At 63.0% G+C, this 20,662-nt stretch carries 23 protein-coding genes; 14 read left to right on the top strand and 9 right to left on the bottom strand.

The window, feature by feature from the left end:
* Position 1: 1 nt before the first annotated feature.
* Positions 2–1,366, bottom strand: coding sequence for a UDP-glucose dehydrogenase family protein (locus ABD928_RS14040; RefSeq protein WP_345169795.1), 1,365 nt, complete (start codon positions 1,364–1,366; stop codon positions 2–4).
* 138 nt (positions 1,367–1,504) lie between these two features.
* On the opposite strand from ABD928_RS14040, the gene ABD928_RS14035 reads away from it, so the two are divergent.
* Both ABD928_RS14035 and rimO read left to right on the top strand, forming a co-directional pair.
* Positions 1,505–2,074 (top strand): cysteine hydrolase family protein, encoded by a 570-nt coding sequence (locus ABD928_RS14035; RefSeq protein ID WP_187714781.1) that lies wholly within the window; start codon positions 1,505–1,507, stop codon positions 2,072–2,074.
* Positions 2,075–2,131: 57 nt separating this feature from the next.
* Positions 2,132–3,466: a 30S ribosomal protein S12 methylthiotransferase RimO gene (gene rimO / locus ABD928_RS14030; protein ID WP_345169790.1), complete on the top strand. Its 1,335-nt coding sequence runs from the start codon at positions 2,132–2,134 to the stop codon at positions 3,464–3,466.
* On the opposite strand, the gene ABD928_RS14025 is transcribed toward rimO, so the two are convergent.
* Entirely contained in the window at positions 3,463–3,915 is a 453-nt protein-coding gene (locus ABD928_RS14025) for a PilZ domain-containing protein (RefSeq protein WP_223276716.1), read from the bottom strand. The genes rimO and ABD928_RS14025 overlap by 4 nt on opposite strands.
* Before the next feature lie 108 nt (positions 3,916–4,023).
* Here ABD928_RS14025 and ABD928_RS14020 point away from each other — a divergent pair, with 108 nt between their 5' ends.
* From ABD928_RS14020 to ABD928_RS14010, 3 genes are all read left to right on the top strand, one after another.
* A complete protein-coding gene (locus ABD928_RS14020) occupies positions 4,024–5,424 on the top strand; it encodes a leucyl aminopeptidase family protein (protein WP_187714783.1) in 1,401 nt (466 codons plus the stop codon).
* A gap of 146 nt (positions 5,425–5,570) precedes the next feature.
* Entirely contained in the window at positions 5,571–5,927 is a 357-nt protein-coding gene (locus ABD928_RS14015) for a MarR family transcriptional regulator (RefSeq protein WP_345170217.1), read from the top strand.
* A complete protein-coding gene (locus ABD928_RS14010; protein WP_345169787.1) occupies positions 5,890–6,231 on the top strand; it encodes a hypothetical protein in 342 nt (113 codons plus the stop codon). Before ABD928_RS14015 ends, ABD928_RS14010 begins: the two co-directional genes overlap by 38 nt.
* On the opposite strand, the gene mltG is transcribed toward ABD928_RS14010, so the two are convergent.
* The 3 genes from mltG to ABD928_RS13995 form a co-directional block, all read right to left on the bottom strand.
* The gene (gene mltG / locus ABD928_RS14005; RefSeq protein ID WP_223276350.1) at positions 6,232–7,203 is read right to left on the bottom strand and encodes an endolytic transglycosylase MltG; all 972 of its coding nucleotides are present in this window, start codon (positions 7,201–7,203) and stop codon (positions 6,232–6,234) included. It lies immediately after the preceding gene.
* On the bottom strand, positions 7,203–8,459 hold the full coding sequence (gene fabF / locus ABD928_RS14000; protein WP_187714784.1) for a beta-ketoacyl-ACP synthase II: 1,257 nt from the start codon (positions 8,457–8,459) through the stop codon (positions 7,203–7,205). Before fabF ends, mltG begins: the two co-directional genes overlap by 1 nt.
* Positions 8,460–8,564: 105 nt before the next feature.
* Entirely contained in the window at positions 8,565–8,801 is a 237-nt protein-coding gene (locus ABD928_RS13995; RefSeq protein WP_187714785.1) for an acyl carrier protein, read from the bottom strand.
* Between the two features lie 131 nt (positions 8,802–8,932).
* Here ABD928_RS13995 and ABD928_RS13990 point away from each other — a divergent pair, with 131 nt between their 5' ends.
* The 3 genes from ABD928_RS13990 to ABD928_RS13980 all read left to right on the top strand — a co-directional run bounded on the left by ABD928_RS13990 (position 8,933) and on the right by ABD928_RS13980 (position 13,388).
* A complete protein-coding gene (locus ABD928_RS13990) occupies positions 8,933–9,406 on the top strand; it encodes a vgr related protein (RefSeq protein ID WP_223276351.1) in 474 nt (157 codons plus the stop codon).
* A gap of 120 nt (positions 9,407–9,526) precedes the next feature.
* Positions 9,527–12,115 (top strand): TonB-dependent receptor, encoded by a 2,589-nt coding sequence (locus tag ABD928_RS13985; RefSeq protein WP_345169782.1) that lies wholly within the window; start codon positions 9,527–9,529, stop codon positions 12,113–12,115.
* Positions 12,116–12,227: 112 nt separating this feature from the next.
* Positions 12,228–13,388: an FAD-dependent oxidoreductase gene (locus ABD928_RS13980; RefSeq protein ID WP_187714787.1), complete on the top strand. Its 1,161-nt coding sequence runs from the start codon at positions 12,228–12,230 to the stop codon at positions 13,386–13,388.
* Here the strand turns inward: ABD928_RS13980 and grpE are convergent.
* From grpE to ABD928_RS13965, 3 genes are read right to left on the bottom strand one after another with little or no spacing between them, the layout of a single operon-like run.
* Positions 13,385–13,939 carry a nucleotide exchange factor GrpE gene (grpE, locus tag ABD928_RS13975; protein WP_187714788.1) on the bottom strand — a complete coding sequence of 185 codons (555 nt, stop codon included), beginning with the start codon at positions 13,937–13,939 and terminating at the stop codon, positions 13,385–13,387. The genes ABD928_RS13980 and grpE overlap by 4 nt on opposite strands.
* Positions 13,936–14,970, bottom strand: a complete 1,035-nt coding sequence (gene hrcA / locus ABD928_RS13970; protein WP_345169779.1) for a heat-inducible transcriptional repressor HrcA — start codon at positions 14,968–14,970, stop codon at positions 13,936–13,938. Before hrcA ends, grpE begins: the two co-directional genes overlap by 4 nt.
* Before the next feature lie 32 nt (positions 14,971–15,002).
* Positions 15,003–15,518, bottom strand: coding sequence for a hypothetical protein (locus tag ABD928_RS13965; protein ID WP_345169776.1), 516 nt, complete (start codon positions 15,516–15,518; stop codon positions 15,003–15,005).
* A 72-nt stretch (positions 15,519–15,590) separates the two neighbouring features.
* Here ABD928_RS13965 and rph point away from each other — a divergent pair, with 72 nt between their 5' ends.
* From rph to hemW, 3 genes are read left to right on the top strand one after another with little or no spacing between them, the layout of a single operon-like run.
* Positions 15,591–16,307, top strand: a complete 717-nt coding sequence (gene rph / locus ABD928_RS13960) for a ribonuclease PH (RefSeq protein WP_187714790.1) — start codon at positions 15,591–15,593, stop codon at positions 16,305–16,307.
* On the top strand, positions 16,304–16,912 hold the full coding sequence (gene rdgB / locus ABD928_RS13955) for an RdgB/HAM1 family non-canonical purine NTP pyrophosphatase (RefSeq protein WP_223276353.1): 609 nt from the start codon (positions 16,304–16,306) through the stop codon (positions 16,910–16,912). The genes rph and rdgB overlap by 4 nt, the downstream gene beginning before the upstream one ends.
* Positions 16,909–18,045, top strand: a complete 1,137-nt coding sequence (gene hemW / locus ABD928_RS13950) for a radical SAM family heme chaperone HemW (protein ID WP_345169773.1) — start codon at positions 16,909–16,911, stop codon at positions 18,043–18,045. Before rdgB ends, hemW begins: the two co-directional genes overlap by 4 nt.
* A 1-nt stretch (position 18,046) precedes the next feature.
* Here hemW and ABD928_RS13945 read toward each other — a convergent pair whose 3' ends face one another.
* Positions 18,047–18,367 (bottom strand): hypothetical protein, encoded by a 321-nt coding sequence (locus ABD928_RS13945; protein WP_187714791.1) that lies wholly within the window; start codon positions 18,365–18,367, stop codon positions 18,047–18,049.
* Positions 18,368–18,482: 115 nt separating this feature from the next.
* Here ABD928_RS13945 and rsmI point away from each other — a divergent pair, with 115 nt between their 5' ends.
* The 3 genes from rsmI to gshB are packed head-to-tail and all read left to right on the top strand — an operon-like array spanning position 18,483 to position 20,660.
* Positions 18,483–19,319: a 16S rRNA (cytidine(1402)-2'-O)-methyltransferase gene (gene rsmI / locus ABD928_RS13940; protein ID WP_187714792.1), complete on the top strand. Its 837-nt coding sequence runs from the start codon at positions 18,483–18,485 to the stop codon at positions 19,317–19,319.
* Positions 19,316–19,666, top strand: a complete 351-nt coding sequence (locus ABD928_RS13935; RefSeq protein WP_187714793.1) for a YraN family protein — start codon at positions 19,316–19,318, stop codon at positions 19,664–19,666. The genes rsmI and ABD928_RS13935 overlap by 4 nt, the downstream gene beginning before the upstream one ends.
* A 31-nt stretch (positions 19,667–19,697) precedes the next feature.
* Positions 19,698–20,660: a glutathione synthase gene (gene gshB / locus ABD928_RS13930; RefSeq protein WP_187714794.1), complete on the top strand. Its 963-nt coding sequence runs from the start codon at positions 19,698–19,700 to the stop codon at positions 20,658–20,660.
* Positions 20,661–20,662: the final 2 nt, after the last annotated feature.

Genomic DNA, 20,662 nt, shown 5'->3' with positions numbered 1-20,662 from the left:
GCTAGCGCGCTGCTGCTTCTGGGCCGTTCTTAACGAGCTTCAGGCGCGGACCTCGACCAACCTTGCCGCGGCCGATCCCAAAATATTCGAAGCCGGCTTCTTCCGCATCATCCGGATTGTAGACGTTGCGAAGGTCGACGATGATTTTGCCGCGCATGATCCGCGCGAAACGGTCAAGATCGAGCGCCCGGAATTCGTCCCACTCGGTGACGACCACGAGCGCGTCGGCGTCCCGTGCCGCTTCGTAAGGGTCGCTCACGAACTCGGCGCCCGGCATGAACTTCCGGGCGTTCTCCGTCGCCGCCGGGTCGAACGCGGCAACAGTCGCGCCGCCCTCCAAGAGCCTGTTCACCAACGGTATCGACGGAGCGTCGCGCATGTCGTCGGTGTTCTGCTTGAAGGCCAAGCCCAGTACGGCGACGCGCTTTCCGCTGACGCTACCGTCGAGGGCCTTGCTGACGCGGTCAGCCATGCTGTTCTTGCGGTCGTCATTGACGTCCACCACGGTTTTCACAATGCGCTGCTCGACGCCGGCCTCGTTCGCCGTCTGAAGAAGCGCCAGGGTGTCCTTCGGGAAGCAGCTGCCACCGTAACCGGGGCCCGGATGCAGGAACTTGGGGCCGATGCGATTGTCGAGACCGATCCCGCGAGCGACGTCCTGGACGTCAGCATCGACGGCCTCGCAAAGGTTCGCGATCTCGTTGATGAAACTGATCTTCACCGCGAGGAAGGCGTTCGCGGCATATTTCGTCAGTTCGGCAGTGCGTCGGCCGGTGAACAGCATCGGCGCCTGGTTAAGGAACAGAGGCCGATAGATTTCGCGAAGCACTTCGCGAGCCCGATCGTCCTCGGCGCCGACCACGATGCGATCGGGAATCTTGAAGTCGCGGATGGCGGCGCCCTCGCGGAGAAATTCGGGATTAGAAGCTACCGAGGTTCCGGCCGGAGCGCCCTCCTGCTGAAGCAATTCGGTGATCTTATCGCCGGTGCCGACGGGAACCGTTGACTTGGTCACGACGACTGCCGGGCCTTTGAGGACGTGCGCCAATTCGCGCACTGCATCAAACACAAAGGTGAGGTCGGCATGTCCGTCGCCGCGCCGCGCAGGCGTTCCCACGGCGATGAAAACGGCCTCTGCCCCCTCGACGCCCGTCGCAAGGTCGGTCGTGAAGCTTAGCCTGCCCCGATCGACGTTAGCCTTGACCAGTGCCTCGAGCCCCGGCTCCCAGATCGGCATGAGGCCATTCTTCAGAGCTTCGATCTTGCCTGCGTCCTTGTCGATGCAGACGACATCGTGGCCGAAGTCCGAAAGGCACGCGCCGGAAACAAGGCCGACGTAACCGGTGCCGATCATCGCAATGCGCATTATTCACTCCTGGGTGGGACGGGCGCGTCTTAGACCGCAGTAGGACGCATGGCCAGATGAGGCTCCGAGAACTTCCCCTTATGGGACGGTCAACCCTTTTTGTGAGGTGGACGGTGATCGCGGGAGTAAGGAGGTCAGATGACAATTGACCTGGATCGCGCCGTACTCCTGCCCATCGACATGCAGCTTGCGTTCGATACGCCGCCCTGGCCACGGCGGTGGAACGAGAAAGTCGACCCTAATGGTCTAGCGTTGTTGGATTTCTGGCGGGCGGCCGGGCGCACGATCATCCATGTGCGGCATGATTCCGTGCAGCCAGGCTCCTCTCTGGCGCCGGGGTCTCCTGGAAATGCCTTCAGGCCGGGCTTCGAGCCTCTGGCCGGAGAACAGCTCGTCACCAAGAGCGTGAACTCCGCCTTCATCGGTACCGACCTCGACATTCGCCTGAAACGGTTGAACGCCAAGCATGTTGTTACCTTCGGAATCTCCACCGATATGTGTGTGTCGACGACGGTCCGCACGGGCGCGAACATGGGCTGGGACATGATCCTGGTGCCTGACGCCTGCGACTGCTTTGACCTGCCAGACGGGCAAGGCGGCATCGTTTCGGCCGAGGACGTGCAGCGCGCCCATGTGGCAACGCTCGGCTTTGAATTTGCCCGGATCATGACCACGGCGGAGCTGACGAACCTGCGCGCTGCAGCATAGGTTCACCTAATCGCCTAGTTTTCGCCCGAAACTTCCTATATTGGGCGCCGCTTCCCGATGGAAACGACAACTCTGCCTCGACCCCCGCGCGTGGGCCTGGTGTCGCTTGGCTGTCCCAAGGCATTGGTCGACAGCGAGCGGATCATCACCAAGCTGCGCGCCGATGGATACCAGATGTCCCCCGACTATGCGGGCGCGGACGTCGTGCTGGTCAACACCTGCGGCTTTCTCGATTCTGCGAAGGAAGAAAGTCTTGAAGCGATCGGCGAGGCCATCGCCGAGAACGGCCGCGTGGTCGTCACCGGCTGCATGGGCAATGAGGCGGATGTCATCCGCAAGCGCTTTCCCGACGTGCTCGCGGTCACCGGGCCGCAGCAATATGAGCAAGTCGTCTCGGCGGTTCACGATGCCGCGCCGGCCGCGACCTCACCCTATCTCGATCTTGTGCCGGAAGCCGGCCTGAAGCTCACGCCGCGCCACTACAGCTATCTCAAGATTTCCGAGGGCTGCAATCACCGCTGCAGCTTTTGCATCATCCCGAGCATTCGCGGCGACCTCGTCAGCCGACGGCCCGATGCTATCCTTCGCGAAGCGGAGAAGTTGGTCGAGGCAGGCACGAAGGAATTGCTGGTCATCAGCCAGGACACATCCGCCTATGGTGTCGACATCCGGCATCAGCCGCGGATGTGGAAAGGCGAGGAAGTCCGCGCTCACATGACGGACCTGGCGCGCGAGCTGGGCAAGCTCGGCGCTTGGGTGCGGCTGCACTACGTCTACCCCTACCCGCACGTCGACCAGGTCATCCCGCTGATGGCTGAGGGGCTGGTGCTTCCCTACCTCGACATCCCCTTCCAGCATGCGAGCCCGAAGGTCCTCCGCTCGATGAAGCGGCCGGCCAACGAGGCGAAGGTGCTCGAGCGGCTGAAGAACTGGCGATCGATTGTTCCGGACATGGCGGTTCGCTCCTCCTTCGTCGTCGGTTTCCCTGGCGAGACGGAGGACGACTTCCAGTACCTTCTCAACTGGCTCGAAGAAGCGCAGCTCGATCGCGTCGGCGCGTTCAAGTTCGAGCCGGTGTCCGGCGCTGCGGCGAACGCTTTGCCAGATCCGGTTCCTGAAGAAGTGAAGCAGGAACGCTACGAGCGAGTGATGGCGCTTTCCGCCCGCATTTCCGCCGAGAAGCTGGAAGCGAAGATCGGCAAGACGCTCGACGTCCTCATCGACACGGTCGACGCGGAAAGCGGCGGCGCCACGGGCCGTTCAAAGGCCGATGCACCGGAGATCGATGGCGAAGTGCACCTGCGCGATGCCGGTCATCTGTCCCAGGGCGATATCGTCACCGTCCATATCGAGGACAGCGACGAGCACGACCTGTTCGGAGTTCCCGCTTAGTCCTTCGGCTTGTTGAGGCGGTCGATTGCTTGGTCGACGGCCCTGGTCACCCGCTTGATCGCGAACGACAGAGCATCGAGTTCCTGCAGCGCTTTTTCGACGACCTCTGCGCTGGGCTGAGTGGTCGATGCTGGGCTTTGCAATAGTGCGGCGCTCACGGCGGCGGTCGCGATAGGCTTGCGGAACTTACAACCGAAGAACCGGCTACTGGTCCAGGCAACCTCCGCCTGAACCGGCCCGGCTTCCGGCAGTACGACGTCGATGACCTCACCGATCGAGAGGGCGCTTGCCGTTTCCACCAGCAGGCCCTCCTCAGACAGATCGTGGATGGTCACTACCGCCTGTCCCGGACCGGCACTTCCTTCCGATTCAATGCGAAGCTTGCGGCGGCGCGACCTACGGCGTTCGCTTGCATCGGACGCGATCTCGAGTTGGGCACGCAAGGACATCCGGGGATGCTTGGCGCTTCATGGCTAAGAAGAAGTTAACTTTGCCTGTCATCTGGCGCGGCGCGCGGGCATTTCACCGGTTCGAGCATGCCGCTAAGGCACATCGCCATGACTGACTTCAATTCGCTGCTCGCAACGGACCGCGGCCAGAAGGCGCATCCGATCCATCTCGTCGATAAGGCTAACTTCGAGGGTTGGGCGAAAACGCGTCCCGCGGAGGACCGGGCACTCCTCAAGGCTCACCGGTTCGATGGAAAGGCGGGCTTCGCCTTCGTCATGCTGCCGCGGAAAGTCGATGAGTTCGAAGTCGTTTCGGCGGTGCACAATGTCGACGAACTATCGCCGTGGTGTCTCGCAAAACTCGCTGAGAGCCTGCCCGAGGGTACTTACAAGCTCGCAACCGGCGAGCCCGGACCAGCCGCCCTGGGATGGCTGCTCGGTCAGCATCGCTTCGACGATTATCGATCGAAGACCGACGACGCCGAACGTGGCGCGCGGGTGTTGGTCACCGGGGAGCCGGCCAGGATCGACGCGACGGTGCGGCTGGCCGATGCCGTCGCGCTCGTCCGCGATCTCGTCAACACCCCAGCGCTGGACCTTGGTCCGGCTGAGCTGGAACAGGCGGTCCGGACGCAAGCTGAGAGAATCGGCGCCGAGGTCAAGGTCATCTCGGGCGATGAGCTATCCAGCGGTTACCCCTTGATCGCCGCGGTCGGACAGGCCGCGAGCAAGGACCGGGCCCCGCGCCTGCTCGAAGTCGAATGGGGCAATCCGGACCACCCACGGGTCACGATCATCGGCAAGGGTGTCTGCTTTGACACAGGCGGGCTGGATCTGAAGCCGGCAAGCGGCATGCGGCTGATGAAGAAGGACATGGGCGGCGCTGCGCACGCGCTGGCGCTGGCGACACTGATCGCGGGGGAACGGCTTCCAGTGCGGCTTCAGTTGCTTATCCCGGCCGTGGAGAACAGCGTGTCGGGTAGCGCGATACGCCCCGGCGATGTCGTCAAGTCGCGGCAGGGTCTTCAGGTCGAAATCGACAATACGGATGCTGAAGGGCGGCTCGTCCTCGCCGACGCGCTCGCAAGGGCGAGCGAAAGGGAGCCAGAGCTGATCGTCGACTTTGCGACGCTCACGGGCGCCGCACGAGTTGCCCTCGGTCCTGATCTTCCAGCGATGTTCGTCAACGACGACGACTTTGCCAACGATCTGGCGAAGGCCGGGACCGAGGTGACAGACCCGGTCTGGCGAATGCCCTTGTGGGACGCCTACGACGAGATGTTGAAGAGCGACATCGCCGATCTCGCCAATGCGTCGAACACACCGATGGCCGGGGCGGTAGTCGCCGCAATGTTCCTCAAGAGATTTGTGCCGCAAGGCGCCAAATGGGCGCATTTCGACACTTATGCCTGGCGAGACCAGGCAAAACCGGGTCGTCCAAAAGGCGGGGATGCACTCGGATTACGCGCTGTTTTCGCTGTCCTTTCCAGGCGTTACCCGCGACCGTGAAGGTATCGTACTGACGACGACTGCATTTAATTCGTCTCTCAATCCGGACCGGACCTGCAACATTTCGGCAAGTTGCCGGTTTACTTTGGGGTCACGCGAAGGATGGGAGTGTTAATCGCATGGGCGACGAATCGCTGGCAGGCTGGATGCGAGCGCTGATTGCGTACGTCCGCTCGGGCGAGCCCGATCTCACGAACAGGCAGATGGCTCTGCTGATGCTCGTCTATCTCACCCCCGGTCCGCACACGGTGCGTGGCCTCGCCAAGGTTCTCGGGGTCTCGAAGCCGGTTGTGACCCGTGCCTTGAATACTCTCGGCACGCTGGGTTATCTCCGCCGGGAGCGGGACCCGGACGACCGCCGCAACGTGTTCGTTGTCCGGACCAGCAACGGGACTGATTTTCTTGAAGGGTTCAAACGCAACCTCCGGGAGAGCGACCGCGTCGCCGCGTCGCACCGGCCAGTTATTGGACAGCAACAGCCCGCCTTCGCCCACGGCCGCTGAGGAGTTTGCGCTGTCGGGCCCGTCAAACCCGCCCGACCCGCGCTTCAATGCCTATCGCCCAGACCTCGCCGATGTGGCCCTGGCTGGACGCGTGATCGCCTCGCATTACGCGGACCCGCTGCAGCGGTCGGTCACCATCAATGCCCCCCTACGTCTTTCGCCGTCTGAGGGAGCGGAGGAAATTGCGGAGCTGGAACCGGAGGATTCGTTCAGCCTGCTGGACGACACTTTGGGCTGGGCCTGGGGCTACGCCGGCCGCGACCGCCTTGTCGGCTATGTGCGCTCGGACGCGTTGAGCGCCTGATCACATCTCGCCGCGTTGGCGGCGGATTTCGTACCATTTCTTCACATTGGCCTGGTGCTGCTCGAGCGTGTCCGCGAAGACGTGCCCGCCAGTTCCATCGGCGACGAAATAGAGCGCATTGGTCTTCGCGGGATTAAGCACCGCGGCAATGCTTTCCTTGCCCGGATTTGCGATCGGGCCTGCCGGCAGGCCGGGCTCCCGGTAGGTATTGTAGCCCGTGATTGCGTTCAGCTCCGACCGCTTGATCCGGCGGCCAAGCGGCTTGCCCTTGGTGATCGGGTAAATGACGGTCGGGTCTGCATCCAGCTTCATGCCGATCCGAAGGCGATTGCAGTAAACCCCTGCAACCATTGGCCGTTCGGACGCCTTGCCGGTTTCCTTCTCCACGATCGAAGCCAAAGTGAGAACGTCCTGCCGGGACGATACGGGGCAGTTGCCGCCTGGCGTCTTCAAAGCCTGGTCAAGCGTCTTGGTCATCGCGGCCTGCATCCGCGCAACAACGGAGGCGCGGGTTTCACCGCGTTCATAGCCATAGCTGTCGGGAAGCACTGACCCCTCGGGTATCGACGGGGTTGTACCCGTCAGGAAGTTGTTCGCGGACAGCTTCTCCTCGACGATGATCGAGGGCATGCCTTCGGTAACGGTGATGAGGCGTTGCATGGGTTTGCCGTGCTGCAACAGGTCGAGGATCGCCGCACCGCTAGCGCCCTTCGGAATCTCGAATTCGCCGGCCTGGACCGGATCGCCACTGCCCATGAAGCGTGCGCCAAGCTTGAAACGGTCGACAGAAGCAACCAGCCCCGCCTTGTAAAGCTGTCCCGCCACGGCGGACACGCTGGAACCCTCCTCGACCGTGAACGTCTGCGCCTTTGTGCTCGGGCCGGGCCCATACCATCCGTAGAGGACCGTCGCCGCGGCGACGCCAACCGCAACTGCCGCCCCCAGCGCCAGCAGGCGCCAGAGAGAGCGCACTAGACGGCCTTCATGATGATCGAGGCGTTCGTGCCACCGAAGCCGAAGCTGTTATTCAGCGCGGCGCGAACGGGCCGCTTCTTCGCCTTGTGTGGAACGAGGTCGACGCCTTCCGTACCTTCGTCCGGATCGTCGAGATTGAGCGTTGGCGGAACAATCTGGTCACGGATCGCCAGGATGCAGAAGATCGCCTCGACCGCTCCGGCACCGCCGAGCAAGTGGCCGATGGCCGACTTCGTGCTGCTCATCGACGCACCGTGGAGGTCATCTCCCAGGACTCGCTTCACTGCTGCCAGCTCGATCGTGTCGGCCATGGTCGAAGTCCCGTGCGCGTTGACGTAATCGATGTCCTCCGGCTGGAGGCCCGCCTTTTTCAGAGCCATGCGCATCGCCAGTTCCGCGCCCCGGCCCTCGGGGTGCGGCGCGGTCACGTGATAGGCGTCGCCCGACAGGCCATAGCCCGCGATCTCGGCATAGATCTTGGCGCCGCGCGCCTTGGCGTGCTCATATTCCTCGAGGACAACGACACCCGCTCCCTCGCCCATGACGAAGCCGTCGCGGCCCTTGTCGTAAGGACGGCTCGCTTGCTCGGGACGGTCGTTGAAGCTCATGTTCAGAGCGCGCGCCTGGGCGAAGCCTGCAACGCCGAGCGGGTTGATCGTGCTCTCGGCCCCACCGGCCAGCATGATGTCCGCGTCGCCGTCCTTGATCATGCGTGCAGCATCACCGATCGAGTGTGCGCCGGTGGAGCATGCGGTCACGACCGAGTGGTTGGGTCCCATCAGTCCATACTTGATAGAAACCTGACCGGACGTGAGATTGATCAGCCGTCCGTGCACGAAGTGCGGACTGACCCGCCCGGGCCCTTTTTCCGCCAGGACCAGGGATTCACTCTCGATGCCCGGAAGACCGCCGATACCGGACCCGATCGAAACGCCTGCGCGCTCCTTCGTTTCGTCGTCCATCTCCGTGAGACCAGCATCCTCCAGCGCCTGGCCGGCGGCATCGATCGCATAGACGATGAAAGGATCCACCTGACGCTGGACCTTGTGGTCGACACGCTTGTCGGGATCGAAGCCGTAGGGGTGATCCTTCGGCTTCACCTCGCCGGCGATCTTCGCCTTCTGGTCCGACGTATCGAAGCGGGTAATCGGAGCGATCCCGCTTTTGCCGGCAATAAGGTTCTGCCAAGTCGTCTCGACATCGCCTCCAAGCGGCGTCACGAGACCAAGACCCGTCACCACGACACGGCGCATCAGTTCACTCCACGATAGTCTTCAAAAGCAAACGGCCTCCCACAGGCTGCGGGAAGCCGTTCGTGCCGCCAGAATACATCCTGCCGGCGGCAGAATTCGGACCCCTTAGCCCTTGTTCTGCTCGATATAGTCGATCGCGTCCTTGACGGTGCTGATCTTCTCGGCGGCGTCGTCCGGAATCTCGACCCCGAACTCTTCCTCAAAGGCCATGACCAGCTCGACGATGTCGAGGCTGTCGGCTCCGAGATCGTCGATGAAGCTCGCGTCCTCGGTGACCTTGTCCTGCTCGACACCAAGATGTTCGACGACGATCTTCTTCACCCGATCGGCAGTCTCGCTCATGGAACCTTCCTCCGTTTTGTCTAATTTTGGCCAGCCCTAGCCCCGCAGTCTTATTCCGGCAAGTAGCGCAAATCGGGGTTCCGCTATCGGCCGTGAACGCTACGTAAAGCCAAGATTGAGGTCCTGAACGCGTGAATGCTCCAAATGCCTCACGTCCCCTGACGAATGGCGAGGTCAAGCTCGCGCGTTCGATCTTCGGCGATGCCATTGATTATGCGGCGGTTCGCCTGATTCGGCGCAAGTGGTGGCCATTGCAGCCGAGGAGCGTCGTCATGGCTCCTACCGGGAACATTCACTTCCACCCGGATGGCGACTTGTGGTCGGAGGACTTCAGTAAGGAGCCCCTGCACCGACAGGGCCTGTTCGTTCACGAACTGACACACGTCTGGCAGGCACAGAAGCGAGGCCGGTTCTACCTGCCGCTGATGCGCCATCCCTTCTGCCGATACCGCTATGAAATCGAACTGGGCCGCCGGTTCGAGGACTATGGACTGGAACAACAGGCGGAGATCGTCCGCCATCGCTTTCTGGCCGACCGAGGGTGGGTCGCGCCCGTCTGTCCGCCTGTCGAATTGCTTCCGTTTTCGGGAGAAATCGGTCTGTAGCGCGAGAGCAACACCAGCGTGACAAAGCTGGAGCGAAAGCATGGGCGCGCTTCCAATGACGCCCGTTCAGAATAATCATTACGCGTTCAGTACAGTTTCGCGCGACCAAAGGGGGCTTTCATGCGCAACACCGCTCTTTTGCTGCTCGGCACCGCCGTCGCAGCTCTTTCGACACCTTCGTTCGCCCAATCGACGGAGGAGCAGACCGCCCAGTCTGCAAATCAGCCTGAAGCGGCGCCAGCGAGCGGGGACGAGATCATCGTGACCGCAACGAAGCGCGCGTCGCGTGTGCAGGACGTCCCGTTCTCGATCAACGCGCAGACCCAGGAAGACATTCAGCGCGCCAACGCGCAGTCGATTGAGGACATCAGCCGCAACGTCGCGGGCCTAACGGTCCAGAACCTCGGGCCTGGCCAGAGCCAGGTGTCCGTCCGCGGCGTTTCTGCAGGTCAGATCGCTCGCGACCAGCCGGGCGTGAAGGAGCAGGTCGGAATCTATCTCGACGAGACGATCACGTCCCTCTCGCTCTTCACTCCTGATTTCGACCTGTATGATTTGAACCGCGTGGAGACCCTCCGCGGACCGCAGGGCACCCTGTTCGGAGCCGGCAGCGTCGGCGGCACGATCCGCTACATTACCAATCAGCCAACCGTTGACCGCATCGAAGGCTCCATTGAAAGCGACGTGAACGTCCTGAAGGGCGGCGACTTCGGCTATGGTCTCAAGGGTGCAGTGAACCTTCCGCTCGGTGATACCGCGGCGGTCCGCGTGGTCGGCTACGGTACGCACTTCGGCGGCTTCATCGATTCCGTCGGTCCGTACAGCAAGGACAACGTCAACGACGGCGACCGCGTCGGCGGCCGAGTGTCGGTGCTCTTCCAGCCGGCCCCGGAACTGAAGATCACGCCGCGCATCGCGTACCAGAAGGTCGAGGCCGGCGGCTTCAACCGCGAGGATCACTACATCCTCTTCGACAACCAGTTCACCACGACGGGCGGCGACCTGATCGGAAAGCGCACGCAATATCTGAACTTCCGCGAGAAGTTCCGCGACAAGACGCTGCTCGCTGACCTCGTCGCAAGCTACGATTTCGGCCCTGCCGAACTGACGTCCGTGACCAGTTACGTCCATCGCGACATCCTGGTGAGCCGCGACGCTTCCGCGCTCACGGACTCGGTCACCATCAACCCGTTCGTCCTTGCCCTAGGAATGAACCCAGCGGCCATTCCGCTCTTCTCGAACCTTCGGGATACGACGAAGCTGAAGCAGTTTACCCAGGAATTGCGCATCGCTTCGACAGGGGCGGGACCGTTCCAATGGGTGTTCGGCGGCTTCTATTCCAAGGTCGACCGCAAGTATGCCCAGCGTCTCCCGACCCCGGGATATGACGCGTATGTCGATGCAGCGTTGGGCACGGGAACCTCGGCTGCCGTTGCGAACGGCTTCCCGGCGGACTCGCCTTACAACGCCGACATTCCTTACGACATCAAGCAGCGCGCGCTGTTCGGCGAAGTCAGCTATGACTTCGGTCAGTTCAAGCTGACCGGCGGCGGCCGCTACTACAACTTCAAGGAAGAGCGCGACTTTGTTTCCGGCGGCATCTTTTCGGACGTCAACACCAACCTTGGTGATCGCACGAAATCGGACGGTTTCTCCCCGCGGGTGATTGCGACCTGGGAACCGACGAACAATTTCAGCGTGAACATCCAGGCCGCGAAGGGCTTCCGCCTGGGCGGCATCAATGACCCGATCAACGTTCCGCTCTGCTCACCTGCCGACCTTGCCACGTTCGGCGGGCTTGGCGCTTATGACGATGAGACGCTTTGGAATTACGAAGCCGGCGTCAAATATTCGAAGAACGGCATCACCTTTAATTCGGCCATCTTCCACAACGAGATCCGCGATCTGCAGGTGACGCTGACTGCAGGAAGCTGCTCGTCTCGCGTGGTCTTCAACGTTCCGAAGGCCCACTCGACCGGCATCGAAGCGGAGTTCTCCGCGAACCCGCTTCCGGGCCTCGAGTTCTCGATCAACGGTAACTACCAGAACGCAGAATTCGATTCGACCGTGGTGGGCGGAAGTCCGGTTGCTCCGATCGGCGGGATCGAAAAGGGCAACCGCCTGCCGACGGTCCCCAAATTCCAGATCGCGGCATCGGCGACCTACGGCCTGCCGATCAGCGATACGATGGACTGGTCGATCACCGGCAGCGTGCAGCACATCGGCAACCGCTTCGGCGAGCCTGGCGACCAGGTTTCCGGTGCCGGCCTTGTCGGCAATGCCTTGTTCTATGATCCGGTCACCGGCGCTTACGGCACCGGCGTCAACGACATCGGCTCCCTGCGCTTGCCGTCGTACACAATCGCCAACCTGTCGATGAACCTGAACCTGGCCAGCGGGCTCGAATTCACGGTCTATGCGAAGAACCTGTTCGACGAAAATCCGAAGCTTTCGATCGACCGCGAGCGCGGTCTTCGCGCGCGCTTCGGATATTTGATCGGCCAGCCTCGAACGATCGGACTGACGGCGCGGTACAAGTTCCGCCAGGTCGACGCACCACCGCCCCCTCCGCCGCCCCCACCCCCGCCGCCTCCGCCGCCGCCGGCGACGCAGACTTGCGCGGATGGGTCGGTCATCCTGGCGACGGACGCTTGCCCGGTTCCGCCGCCGCCTCCGCCGCCGCCGCCGCCGGCGCCGGAACGCGGTTGATCGCAGTATGAGTAGCGGCAAGTCGAAAGCCTCGCCGCACTTGCATGTCACGCGCCGCTCGCTCCTAAAGGGGGCGGGCGGCGCTGCCGTTCTGGCTGCGGGGAGCTCGTCGATGGCAAAGGGGAAAAGCGAGCGCGTAATCGTCCTCGGCGCCGGCGTGTTCGGGGCCTGGACGGCGCATCACCTCCAGAATGCGGGCCACAAGGTGACCCTGATCGACGCCTGGGGCGCCTCCCATAGCCGCGCGTCGTCGGGCGGGGAGTCGCGGCTGACCCGGGCGGGCTACGGCAAGGATGCCATCTACACGCGGTTCGCGACCGAGAGCCTCGGGCAGTGGCAAGCATTGAGCGCAGTCTCGGGCCTGCCGATCCTGATCCCCTGCGGCGTCGTCTTCTTCTCCGCTGTGGAGGACGATTACTTCCGCAGCAGTATCGAGGTTCACAAACAGCTCGGCCTGCCCATCGAGCAGATGGACCGCGCCGCGATGCAGCGCCGATTCCCGATGATTGATTTCGAAGGAATCGAGATCGGCCTGTTCGAGCCGAAATTCGGAGCGCTAATGGCCCGCCGCTCGGTCCAGACCCTGGTCGACCGGTTCGTGCGCGCTGGGGGCGAATATCGTCTAGGGCAGGCAAAGCCCATTCAGGGTGATGAGACGCTAAAGACGGTAAAGCTGCAGTCAGGCGAGGATCTGTCCGCCGACCGCTTCGTTTTCGCGCTCGGGCCGTGGTTGCCGAAGATCTTTCCGGACGTGCTTGGAAAGAAGATCTTCGCGACGCGGCAGGAGGTATTCTATTTCGCCAAGCCGGCGGGAGACAAAAGCTATTCGCCCGAAGCAATGCCGGGCTGGGCGGATTTCAATGCCGGTGACATCTTCTACGGCTTCCCCGACCTAGAGAACCGCGGGGTCAAGTTCGCGCATGACCAGCATGGCGTCCTGATCGACCCGGATACGCAGGACCGGCGGCCGACACAGGCGGCGCTGAACGAAGTCGTTGCCTTCCGTGATCGCCGCTTTCCGGGCCTACGCGGCGCTCCGCTGACTGGTGCGGAGGTCTGCCAGTACGAGAACAGCTCCAACGGCGACTTCTTGATCGACATGCACCCCAGCATGCCGAACGTGCTGCTGGTGGGCGGCGGCTCAGGCCACGGGTTCAAGCACGGGCCGGAAGTCGGCCGCTATGCCGCTGCCCGCCTGTTCGGAGCCGTGAAGGAAGAACCGCGCTTCAGCCTCGCCACCAAGGGCGAAACCCAGCACCGCGAGGTTCATTAGTCCGGCTTCTTCGCCACCCCCACGAGCGCAGGCCGAAGCAATCGGTCCTTGAGCATGTAGCCGGGCTGCATCTCCTGGACGATCGACCCCGGCTCTGCATCGGCGCTGGGGATTTCCATCATCGCCTGATGCTTGTTCGGGTCGAGCGGCTCGCCCATCGCCTCTATGCGGGTCACGCCGTGACGGGTGAACACCTGGTCCAGCTCTCGCGCAGTCGACTCAATGCCCGCGAGGAAATTGCTCGCCACCTTGTCGTTGCGCAGCTCTTCGGAGACTGCGTTCAGCGCGCGCTCCAAATGATCCTTGATCGCCAGCATGTCGCGGGCGAATTGGGTGGTTGCATAAAGACCAGCCTGCTGCTTCTCGGTCTCCAGTCGCCGGCGAACGTTCTGGATTTCCGCGGCAGCATAGAGCGCCTTGCTGTTGGCCTCCTCAAGTTGCCTTTCGAACTCCGCCACGCGGTCATGCTCGGCAACTTCGGGAGCGCCTTGAGCGGTTTCGCGACGAATGTCCTCCGCCTCGTTTTCGTACCTGTCTTCGTTCTCAATCATGCCATCAATCTCGTAAGGGCCTTGGCCGTGAAGTCTACCATTGGGATGACTCGGGCATAGTTCAAGCGCGTGGGCCCGATGACTCCGACAACGCCAACGACGTCACCCTGGCTCCCGCGATAGGGGGCGGCGATGACGGAAGAGCCTGACAAAGCGAACATCCTGTTTTCGCTTCCGATGAAGATCCGGCAACCTGGAGCATCGCGTGCACCTTCCAGCACCCGAGCAATTTCCTGCCTGTTCTCAAGCTCTTCCAGCAAGCTGCGGACGCGTTCGAGGTCGGCGGCTGCTTCATCGTCGATCAGGTTGGCCTGCCCGCGAACGATCAGCACGGGCCGACGCTGATGATCCTCGCTCCACGCCGCCAGCCCCGAAGCAATGAGTGACGCAGCGGCATGGTCGAGCGCTTCCCGCCGATCGCGGATTTCCGCCAGCAAGCGCGCTTGCGCCTCCGCGAGCGTCATTCCCGCCAGGTTAGCATTGACGAAGTTAGTGACCTCGTTGAGCGCATCGGCGCTGGTCGCTCCGTCGAGATTGACGACGCGGTTCTCGATATTGCCGTCCGCGCCGACGAGAACCGCAAGGGCGCGGTCCGGCCCAAGCGGCACGAGGCCAAGCTGCTTCAACCGCATCTCGCTTTTGGGTGCGAGCACGACGCCCGCGGCCTGAGAAAGGCCGGACAGCGCTGCGGAAGCAGCCGCAAGCGCATCCTCGATTGGCTGGTCACGAACGATCTGACGTTCGATCTCGCGCCGCTCGCGAGGATCGGGTGCAGCGACCTGCATGATGCCATCGACGAACAGCCGAAGGCCGATTTCCGTCGGGATTCGTCCGGCGGAGGTGTGCGGATGCGTCAGCAGGCCCCGTTCCTCCAGGTCCTGCATCACGCCACGGATCGACGCCGGCGAGAGGTTGACGGTCCCGGTCAGCGCCTTGGAGCCGACCGGAATACCGCGCTCGAGATAGGCCTCGACCACGTGGCCGAAGATCTCGCGCATGCGATTGCTGAGATCGCCGATATGCTCTGCCATAGGCGCCGATGTATGAAGCCGGCGCGCCGACCTCAACGTTCTTGTGTCGCAGGGCGCGTTTCGACGGGCGCCACAGCCTTGGCAGCATCCTCAACGATCCGGTCGGCGGCAAAGACGGCTGCGCCGAGTTCGGCATCGCGGCCCTTCTCGCAATTGCCGTCGAACGGGAGTGACTGCTCGCCCGACCCGTCATTCCACCGGAACGTGCCGTAAGGACCGTCGGTGCGGCGCAGATCGCAGTGTTCGGGCTGGGCGAGCACTTCCCGGATGCGGACGACCGCAGCGGCCAGTTCCTCTCTTGCGGCCGGTGTCAGCGTCAGCCGACGAAACTCGATCGTCGTATTTGCCGGGTCCTTGCCCGGTTGTCCTCCAGACGAGAATTCGACCCGACCGTCGGCGTCCACGCTCCAGCTCCGCAGGGTCACCCCCCACGATTTCACATCGGCGGCAACCGATTGGAGTTTGTGCGGCGTCGAACTGCTTTCGGCGGAGGGCGTCGGCGCACACGACACCAGAAATGCACTTCCGAGATAAATGAGCGAGCGCATGGCTTGTCCCCCGGTTGAATGATTCCTCTGGCATCCATATGGCCGCCGCAAATCCAAGACGAGAGGAATCACATGCGCCCAAGCGGCCGCGCACCCGACCAGATGCGAGCACTGAGCTTCGAACCCGGCTTCACGCGTCATGCGGAGGGCTCGTGCCTCGTCTCGTTCGGCGACACCCGCGTGCTGGTTACGGCATCGGTCGAGGACAAGGTTCCACCCTTCCTTCGCGGCAAGGGCCAAGGCTGGGTCACGGCCGAATATGGGATGCTCCCGCGCGCGACCCATACCCGCGGCAATCGAGAGGCCGCCAAGGGCAAGCAGTCGGGGCGCACGCAGGAGATCCAGCGCCTGATCGGTCGTTCGCTGCGGGCAGTGGTCGACCTGAAGGCGCTCGGCGAGCGGCAGATCATCGTCGACTGTGACGTGATCCAGGCGGACGGAGGAACGCGGACGGCATCCATTTCGGGTGCTTGGGTCGCGCTTCGGATTGCGGTCGACAAGTTGCTCGCATCGAAGGCGATCGAGAAAGATCCAATCCGTATGCAGGTCGCAGCAGTGAGCTGCGGCATCCACCAGGGCAACGCGGTGCTGGACCTCGACTATGAGGAAGACAGCTCGGCCGGGTCGGACGGCAATTTCGTCCTGACGTCCGACGGCTCGATCGTCGAAGCACAGGTGACGGCCGAGGGCGAAACCTACGACGAAGAGGGATTGCTGAGACTGCTACGGCTCGCACGCATAGGCTGCGGGGATATCTTCGAGGCGCAGCGCAAGGCGACGGGCAAGTGAGGCCGATCGGCGACAAGCTCGTCATCGCCACTCATAATGCGGGCAAACTGCGCGAGATTGCGGCGCTGATCGAGCCGCTCGGCATCCAATGCTTCAGCGCGAAAGAGCTCGACCTGCCGGAGCCGGAAGAGATCGGGAATACCTTCGCCGACAATGCCGACCTGAAGGCGCGTGAGGCGGCAGACCTGTCGGGCCTTCCGGCGTTGGCGGACGACAGCGGGTTGTGCGTCGATGCGCTTCATGGCGCTCCTGGCATCTTTTCAGCACGCTGGGCTGAGGACGAAGAGGGCAACCGCGACTGGATGCGTGCGATGGACCGAGTCTGGCGGGAGTGCGAGGCGACCGAGCCCGACGCTGCTCCGGCAGCGCATTTCGTCTGCGCGCTGGCAATCGCCTGGCCGAACGATGGACAGGCCGAGAATTTCGAGGGTCGTGTCGACGGGACGCTGACCTGGCCACCACGGGGAGAAAAGGGCTTCGGCTACGACCCGATCTTCGTGCCAGCGGGACACGAACTGACGTTCGGCGAGATGGAGCCCGACGACAAGCACCGCATGAGCCATCGCGCGGAAGCCTTCCGAAAGCTGGTAGAAGCGTTGCAGTGACTGCCGAGCCACTGGCTCTCTACGTCCACTGGCCGTTCTGCGTCAGCAAATGCCCTTACTGCGATTTCAACAGTCACGTCCGATCGGGCGTCGACCAGAATGAGTGGCGTGAAGCACTCCTCGCCGACCTCGCACATGAAGCGCGGCTGCTGCCCGGCAGGACGCTGACGTCGATCTTCTTCGGTGGCGGTACCCCCTCCCTAATGGAACCGAAGACGGTCGGAGACATCATCCGCAGCGCGCGCCAGAACTGGGATGCATCCGACGACATCGAAATCACTCTCGAAGCGAACCCGAACTCCGTCGAAGCAGACCGCTTCGCAGATCTCGCCTCCGCGGGCGTCAATCGTCTGTCGCTGGGATTGCAGAGCTTCGAAGATGAGAAGCTCGCCTTTCTCGGGCGTGCACACTCGGCGGCCGAAGGGCAGCGGGCGCTCGACCTTGCCCAAGAGCATTTCGAGCGAGTGAGCTTCGACCTGATCTACGCCCTGCCCGGCGAGACCCAGGCAGACTGGTCCGCCACCCTCGACCGAGCACTCTCGAGGGGCACGTCGCATCTGTCGCTCTATCAGCTGACGATTGAGCCCGGGACGCGCTTCGCGTCGATGGTTGCGAAATCAGAATTTAAGCCGCTGGATTCCGATGAGGCCGCCGAACTCTACGAGGTCACCGCATCGCGAACGCAGGCGGCCGGCATCCCGAGCTACGAAGTCAGCAATTACGCTCGCGCCGGGCACGAGAGCCGGCATAATCTCACCTACTGGCGCTATGGCGACTACGCGGGGATCGGGCCCGGAGCGCATGGGCGGCGCTTGGGCCAGCGCACTGCCCGTCATCGAAAGCCGGAAAACTTCCTGTCGGGATTGAAGCGGAACGGCCACGGCATCGTCGAAGAGGAACCGCTGGAGCCTTCCGAGGCGGCCGACGAGGCGCTGGTCATGGGGCTTCGACTATCGGAGGGCATCGAGCCCGAAAGACTGTCTCTCCGCTTCGGCAGACTGGTGTTCGATCATCGCGCCGTCGAGCGACTTATCGAGAGCGGTCACCTGGAGCAGCACGGTGCGCGTTTGCGTGCCACCCCCGCGGGGCGGCTCGTGCTCGATCGCGTTCTCGCGGAGATTGCGGCTACGTGACCTATTTCGGCGCGTCTGCCGCGTAGTGATCGGAAGCCGTCGCGACAAAGTCCTCCACCTGCGCTTCGGCGTTGGACTCCGACTCCTTTTTCGACATCTTGTTCTTGGAATCGAAGGCCCAGATCGCGGACTTAAATCCGGATTCCTGCGCCGAGCATTTCTGCCGTGCGAAGGCTGAAAATGCGTCCGTGGCCACCTTCTGGTCCTTGGCCTCGGCCGACGCTTGCTTGAGGCAAGCGCGGAACGCGGTGCGTGCATCATTGGCCGCTGCGGTCTGGAACGCCGCCGCCCAGATTGCGGACGACACGAACAAAACGATCATGACCCTCTCCCCAGAGCCTTAAGAGATCGGAGGATGACTCTTTTCCTTCGCCTTTGGAAGTGACTTGCTTGAAGGGTTGCCGGGTTGGCACATCGGGTGCCATTCACGACTGCGAATGACCGAAGATCGCCTTCCGCCCGGCCTCTATATCGTCGCGACCCCCATTGGGAATTTGGGAGACCTCTCGCCGCGAGCAGCGAACACGCTTCGGGGCGCGGATCTGGTGCTCGCGGAAGACAAGAGGGTGACCGCGAAATTACTGTCGCACACGGGCGCCAGGACACGACTCGCAAATTACAACGATCACACGAGCGAGGCGGAGCGGAATGCGATCGTCGCGCGGCTTGGATCGGAGGCGATCGCGCTCGTCAGTGATGCCGGGACCCCGCTCATTTCAGACCCCGGCTACAAGCTCGTTCGCGCTGCCCGGGAGGCCGGTCATGACGTGCACACCGTTCCTGGCCCGTCTGCGGTGATCGCAGCACTCACCCTCGCTGGGCTGCCGACCGACCGGTTCCTGTTCGCAGGCTTTCTCCCGTCCAAGGCGAAGGCGCGCACCGACGCGATCGAGGAAGTTTCCACCATTCGCGCAACCTTGGTCTTCTTCGAAAGCGGTCCGCGCCTGGCCGACGCAATCGCCGCCCTGCGTGAAGGGCTGGGAGATCGCGAGGCCGCCGTCGTGCGCGAAATCAGCAAGCTCCACGAGGAAACGGTCACCGGCTCCCTTGCGGACCTTGTTGAGCGTTACGCAGACAAACCTCCGAAGGGCGAGATCGTTATCGTCGTGGGTCCCCCACCCGAGCGCTCCGAAGCAAGCGATGAAGAACTCGATCTCGCCCTCGACGAAGCTCTCAGGACTCAATCGCCATCGCGCGCGGCCGCCGAAGTCGCTTCATTGCTGAATGTCCCCAAGAAGCGCGCCTACGCACGCGCCCTCGAACGCTCGAAGTGAATCGCGAAGCGGCCGAGAAACGTGGCCGCAGTGCCGAGACGATTGCCTGCTGGTGGCTGCGCCTCCGTGGCTGGCGAATCCTCGCGCGAAGGGCCCGCGTGCCCGGCGGCGAGGTCGACATCATCGCGCGGCGTGGGCGGACGCTGGCGTTCGTCGAGGTCAAAGCTCGAGCGACCGAGCAGGCCGCAGCAATGTCGCTCGATCCCTGGCGAATTCGTCGCGTCGTCGTTGCCGCCGAGCGGCTGGCGCCTCGCTTCCAAAAGCCCGGTGACGACATTCGGATCGACGCGATCTACGTCGTGCCGGGCCGCCTGCCGCGCCATGCCCCGAACATTTGGCAAGGGTGACAAAGGCCTGAGCCTCGCCTAGTCGGCGGCAATGTCGCTGCGCGTCGCCGTTCAGATGGACCCGCTGGAGAGCATCAATATCTCCGGCGATTCGACGTTCGCGATCATGCTTGGAGCGCAGCAGCGCGGGCACACGCTTTACCACTACCTCGCCGAAGACCTGACCTGGCAGGACGGCCGCCTGTACGCCGGCGCGCACGAAGTCACAGTGCAGCCGGTCGCTGGTGCTCACTTCAAGCGCGGCGAGTTCGTGATCCTCGACCTCGGCCGGGACGTGGACGTAGTTCTGATGCGGCAGGATCCGCCCTTCGACCTTGGCTACATCACCGCGACCCATCTGCTTGAGCGGATCAAGGACGAGACCTTGGTGGTCAACGATCCGACCGCCGTCCGGAATTCTCCCGAAAAGGTCTGGGTTCTCGACTTCGCCCGGTTCATGCCGCCGACAATGGTGACGCGCTCGATCGGCGCCGCTCGCGAGTTCCTGAAGACGCATGGCGACATCGTGGTGAAGCCGCTCCACGGCTTTGCCGGCGGCTCCGTCTTCCGCATCGGAGCCGATGGTCGCAACCTCGCCTCGCTGATGGAGCTGTTCAACCGCACCTACCGCGAGCCGCACGTCGTCCAGAAATTTCTCCCGGAGATCTCCGAGGGCGACAAGAGAATCGTCATTGTCGACGGCGAAGTGGCCGGCGCGGTCAACCGCGTGCCCGGCGCCGGTGAAATCCGTTCCAACCTCGCGGTCGGCGGCAAGGGACAAAAAACGGAACTGACAGCTGAGGAACTCGAAATCTGCGCCGTGCTCGGCCCGGAGCTCAAGCGGCGCGGTCTCCTTTTCGTCGGGATCGATGTCATTGGCGGCAAGTGGCTGACGGAGATCAACGTCACATCGCCCACCGGCATCGTCGCAATCGACAAGTTTAACGGTACCGATACCCCTGCGCGCATATGGGATGCGATCGAGGCACGTCTCGAGGCACGGCGGAGCGCGTGATC

It is taken from the genome of Sphingomonas daechungensis (genome assembly GCF_039543105.1).
Taxonomy (GTDB): Bacteria; Pseudomonadota; Alphaproteobacteria; order Sphingomonadales; family Sphingomonadaceae; genus Sphingomicrobium; species Sphingomicrobium daechungense.
The sequence above is the reverse complement of the archived record's forward strand: the minus strand, read 5'-3'. Positions and strand labels throughout refer to the sequence as shown.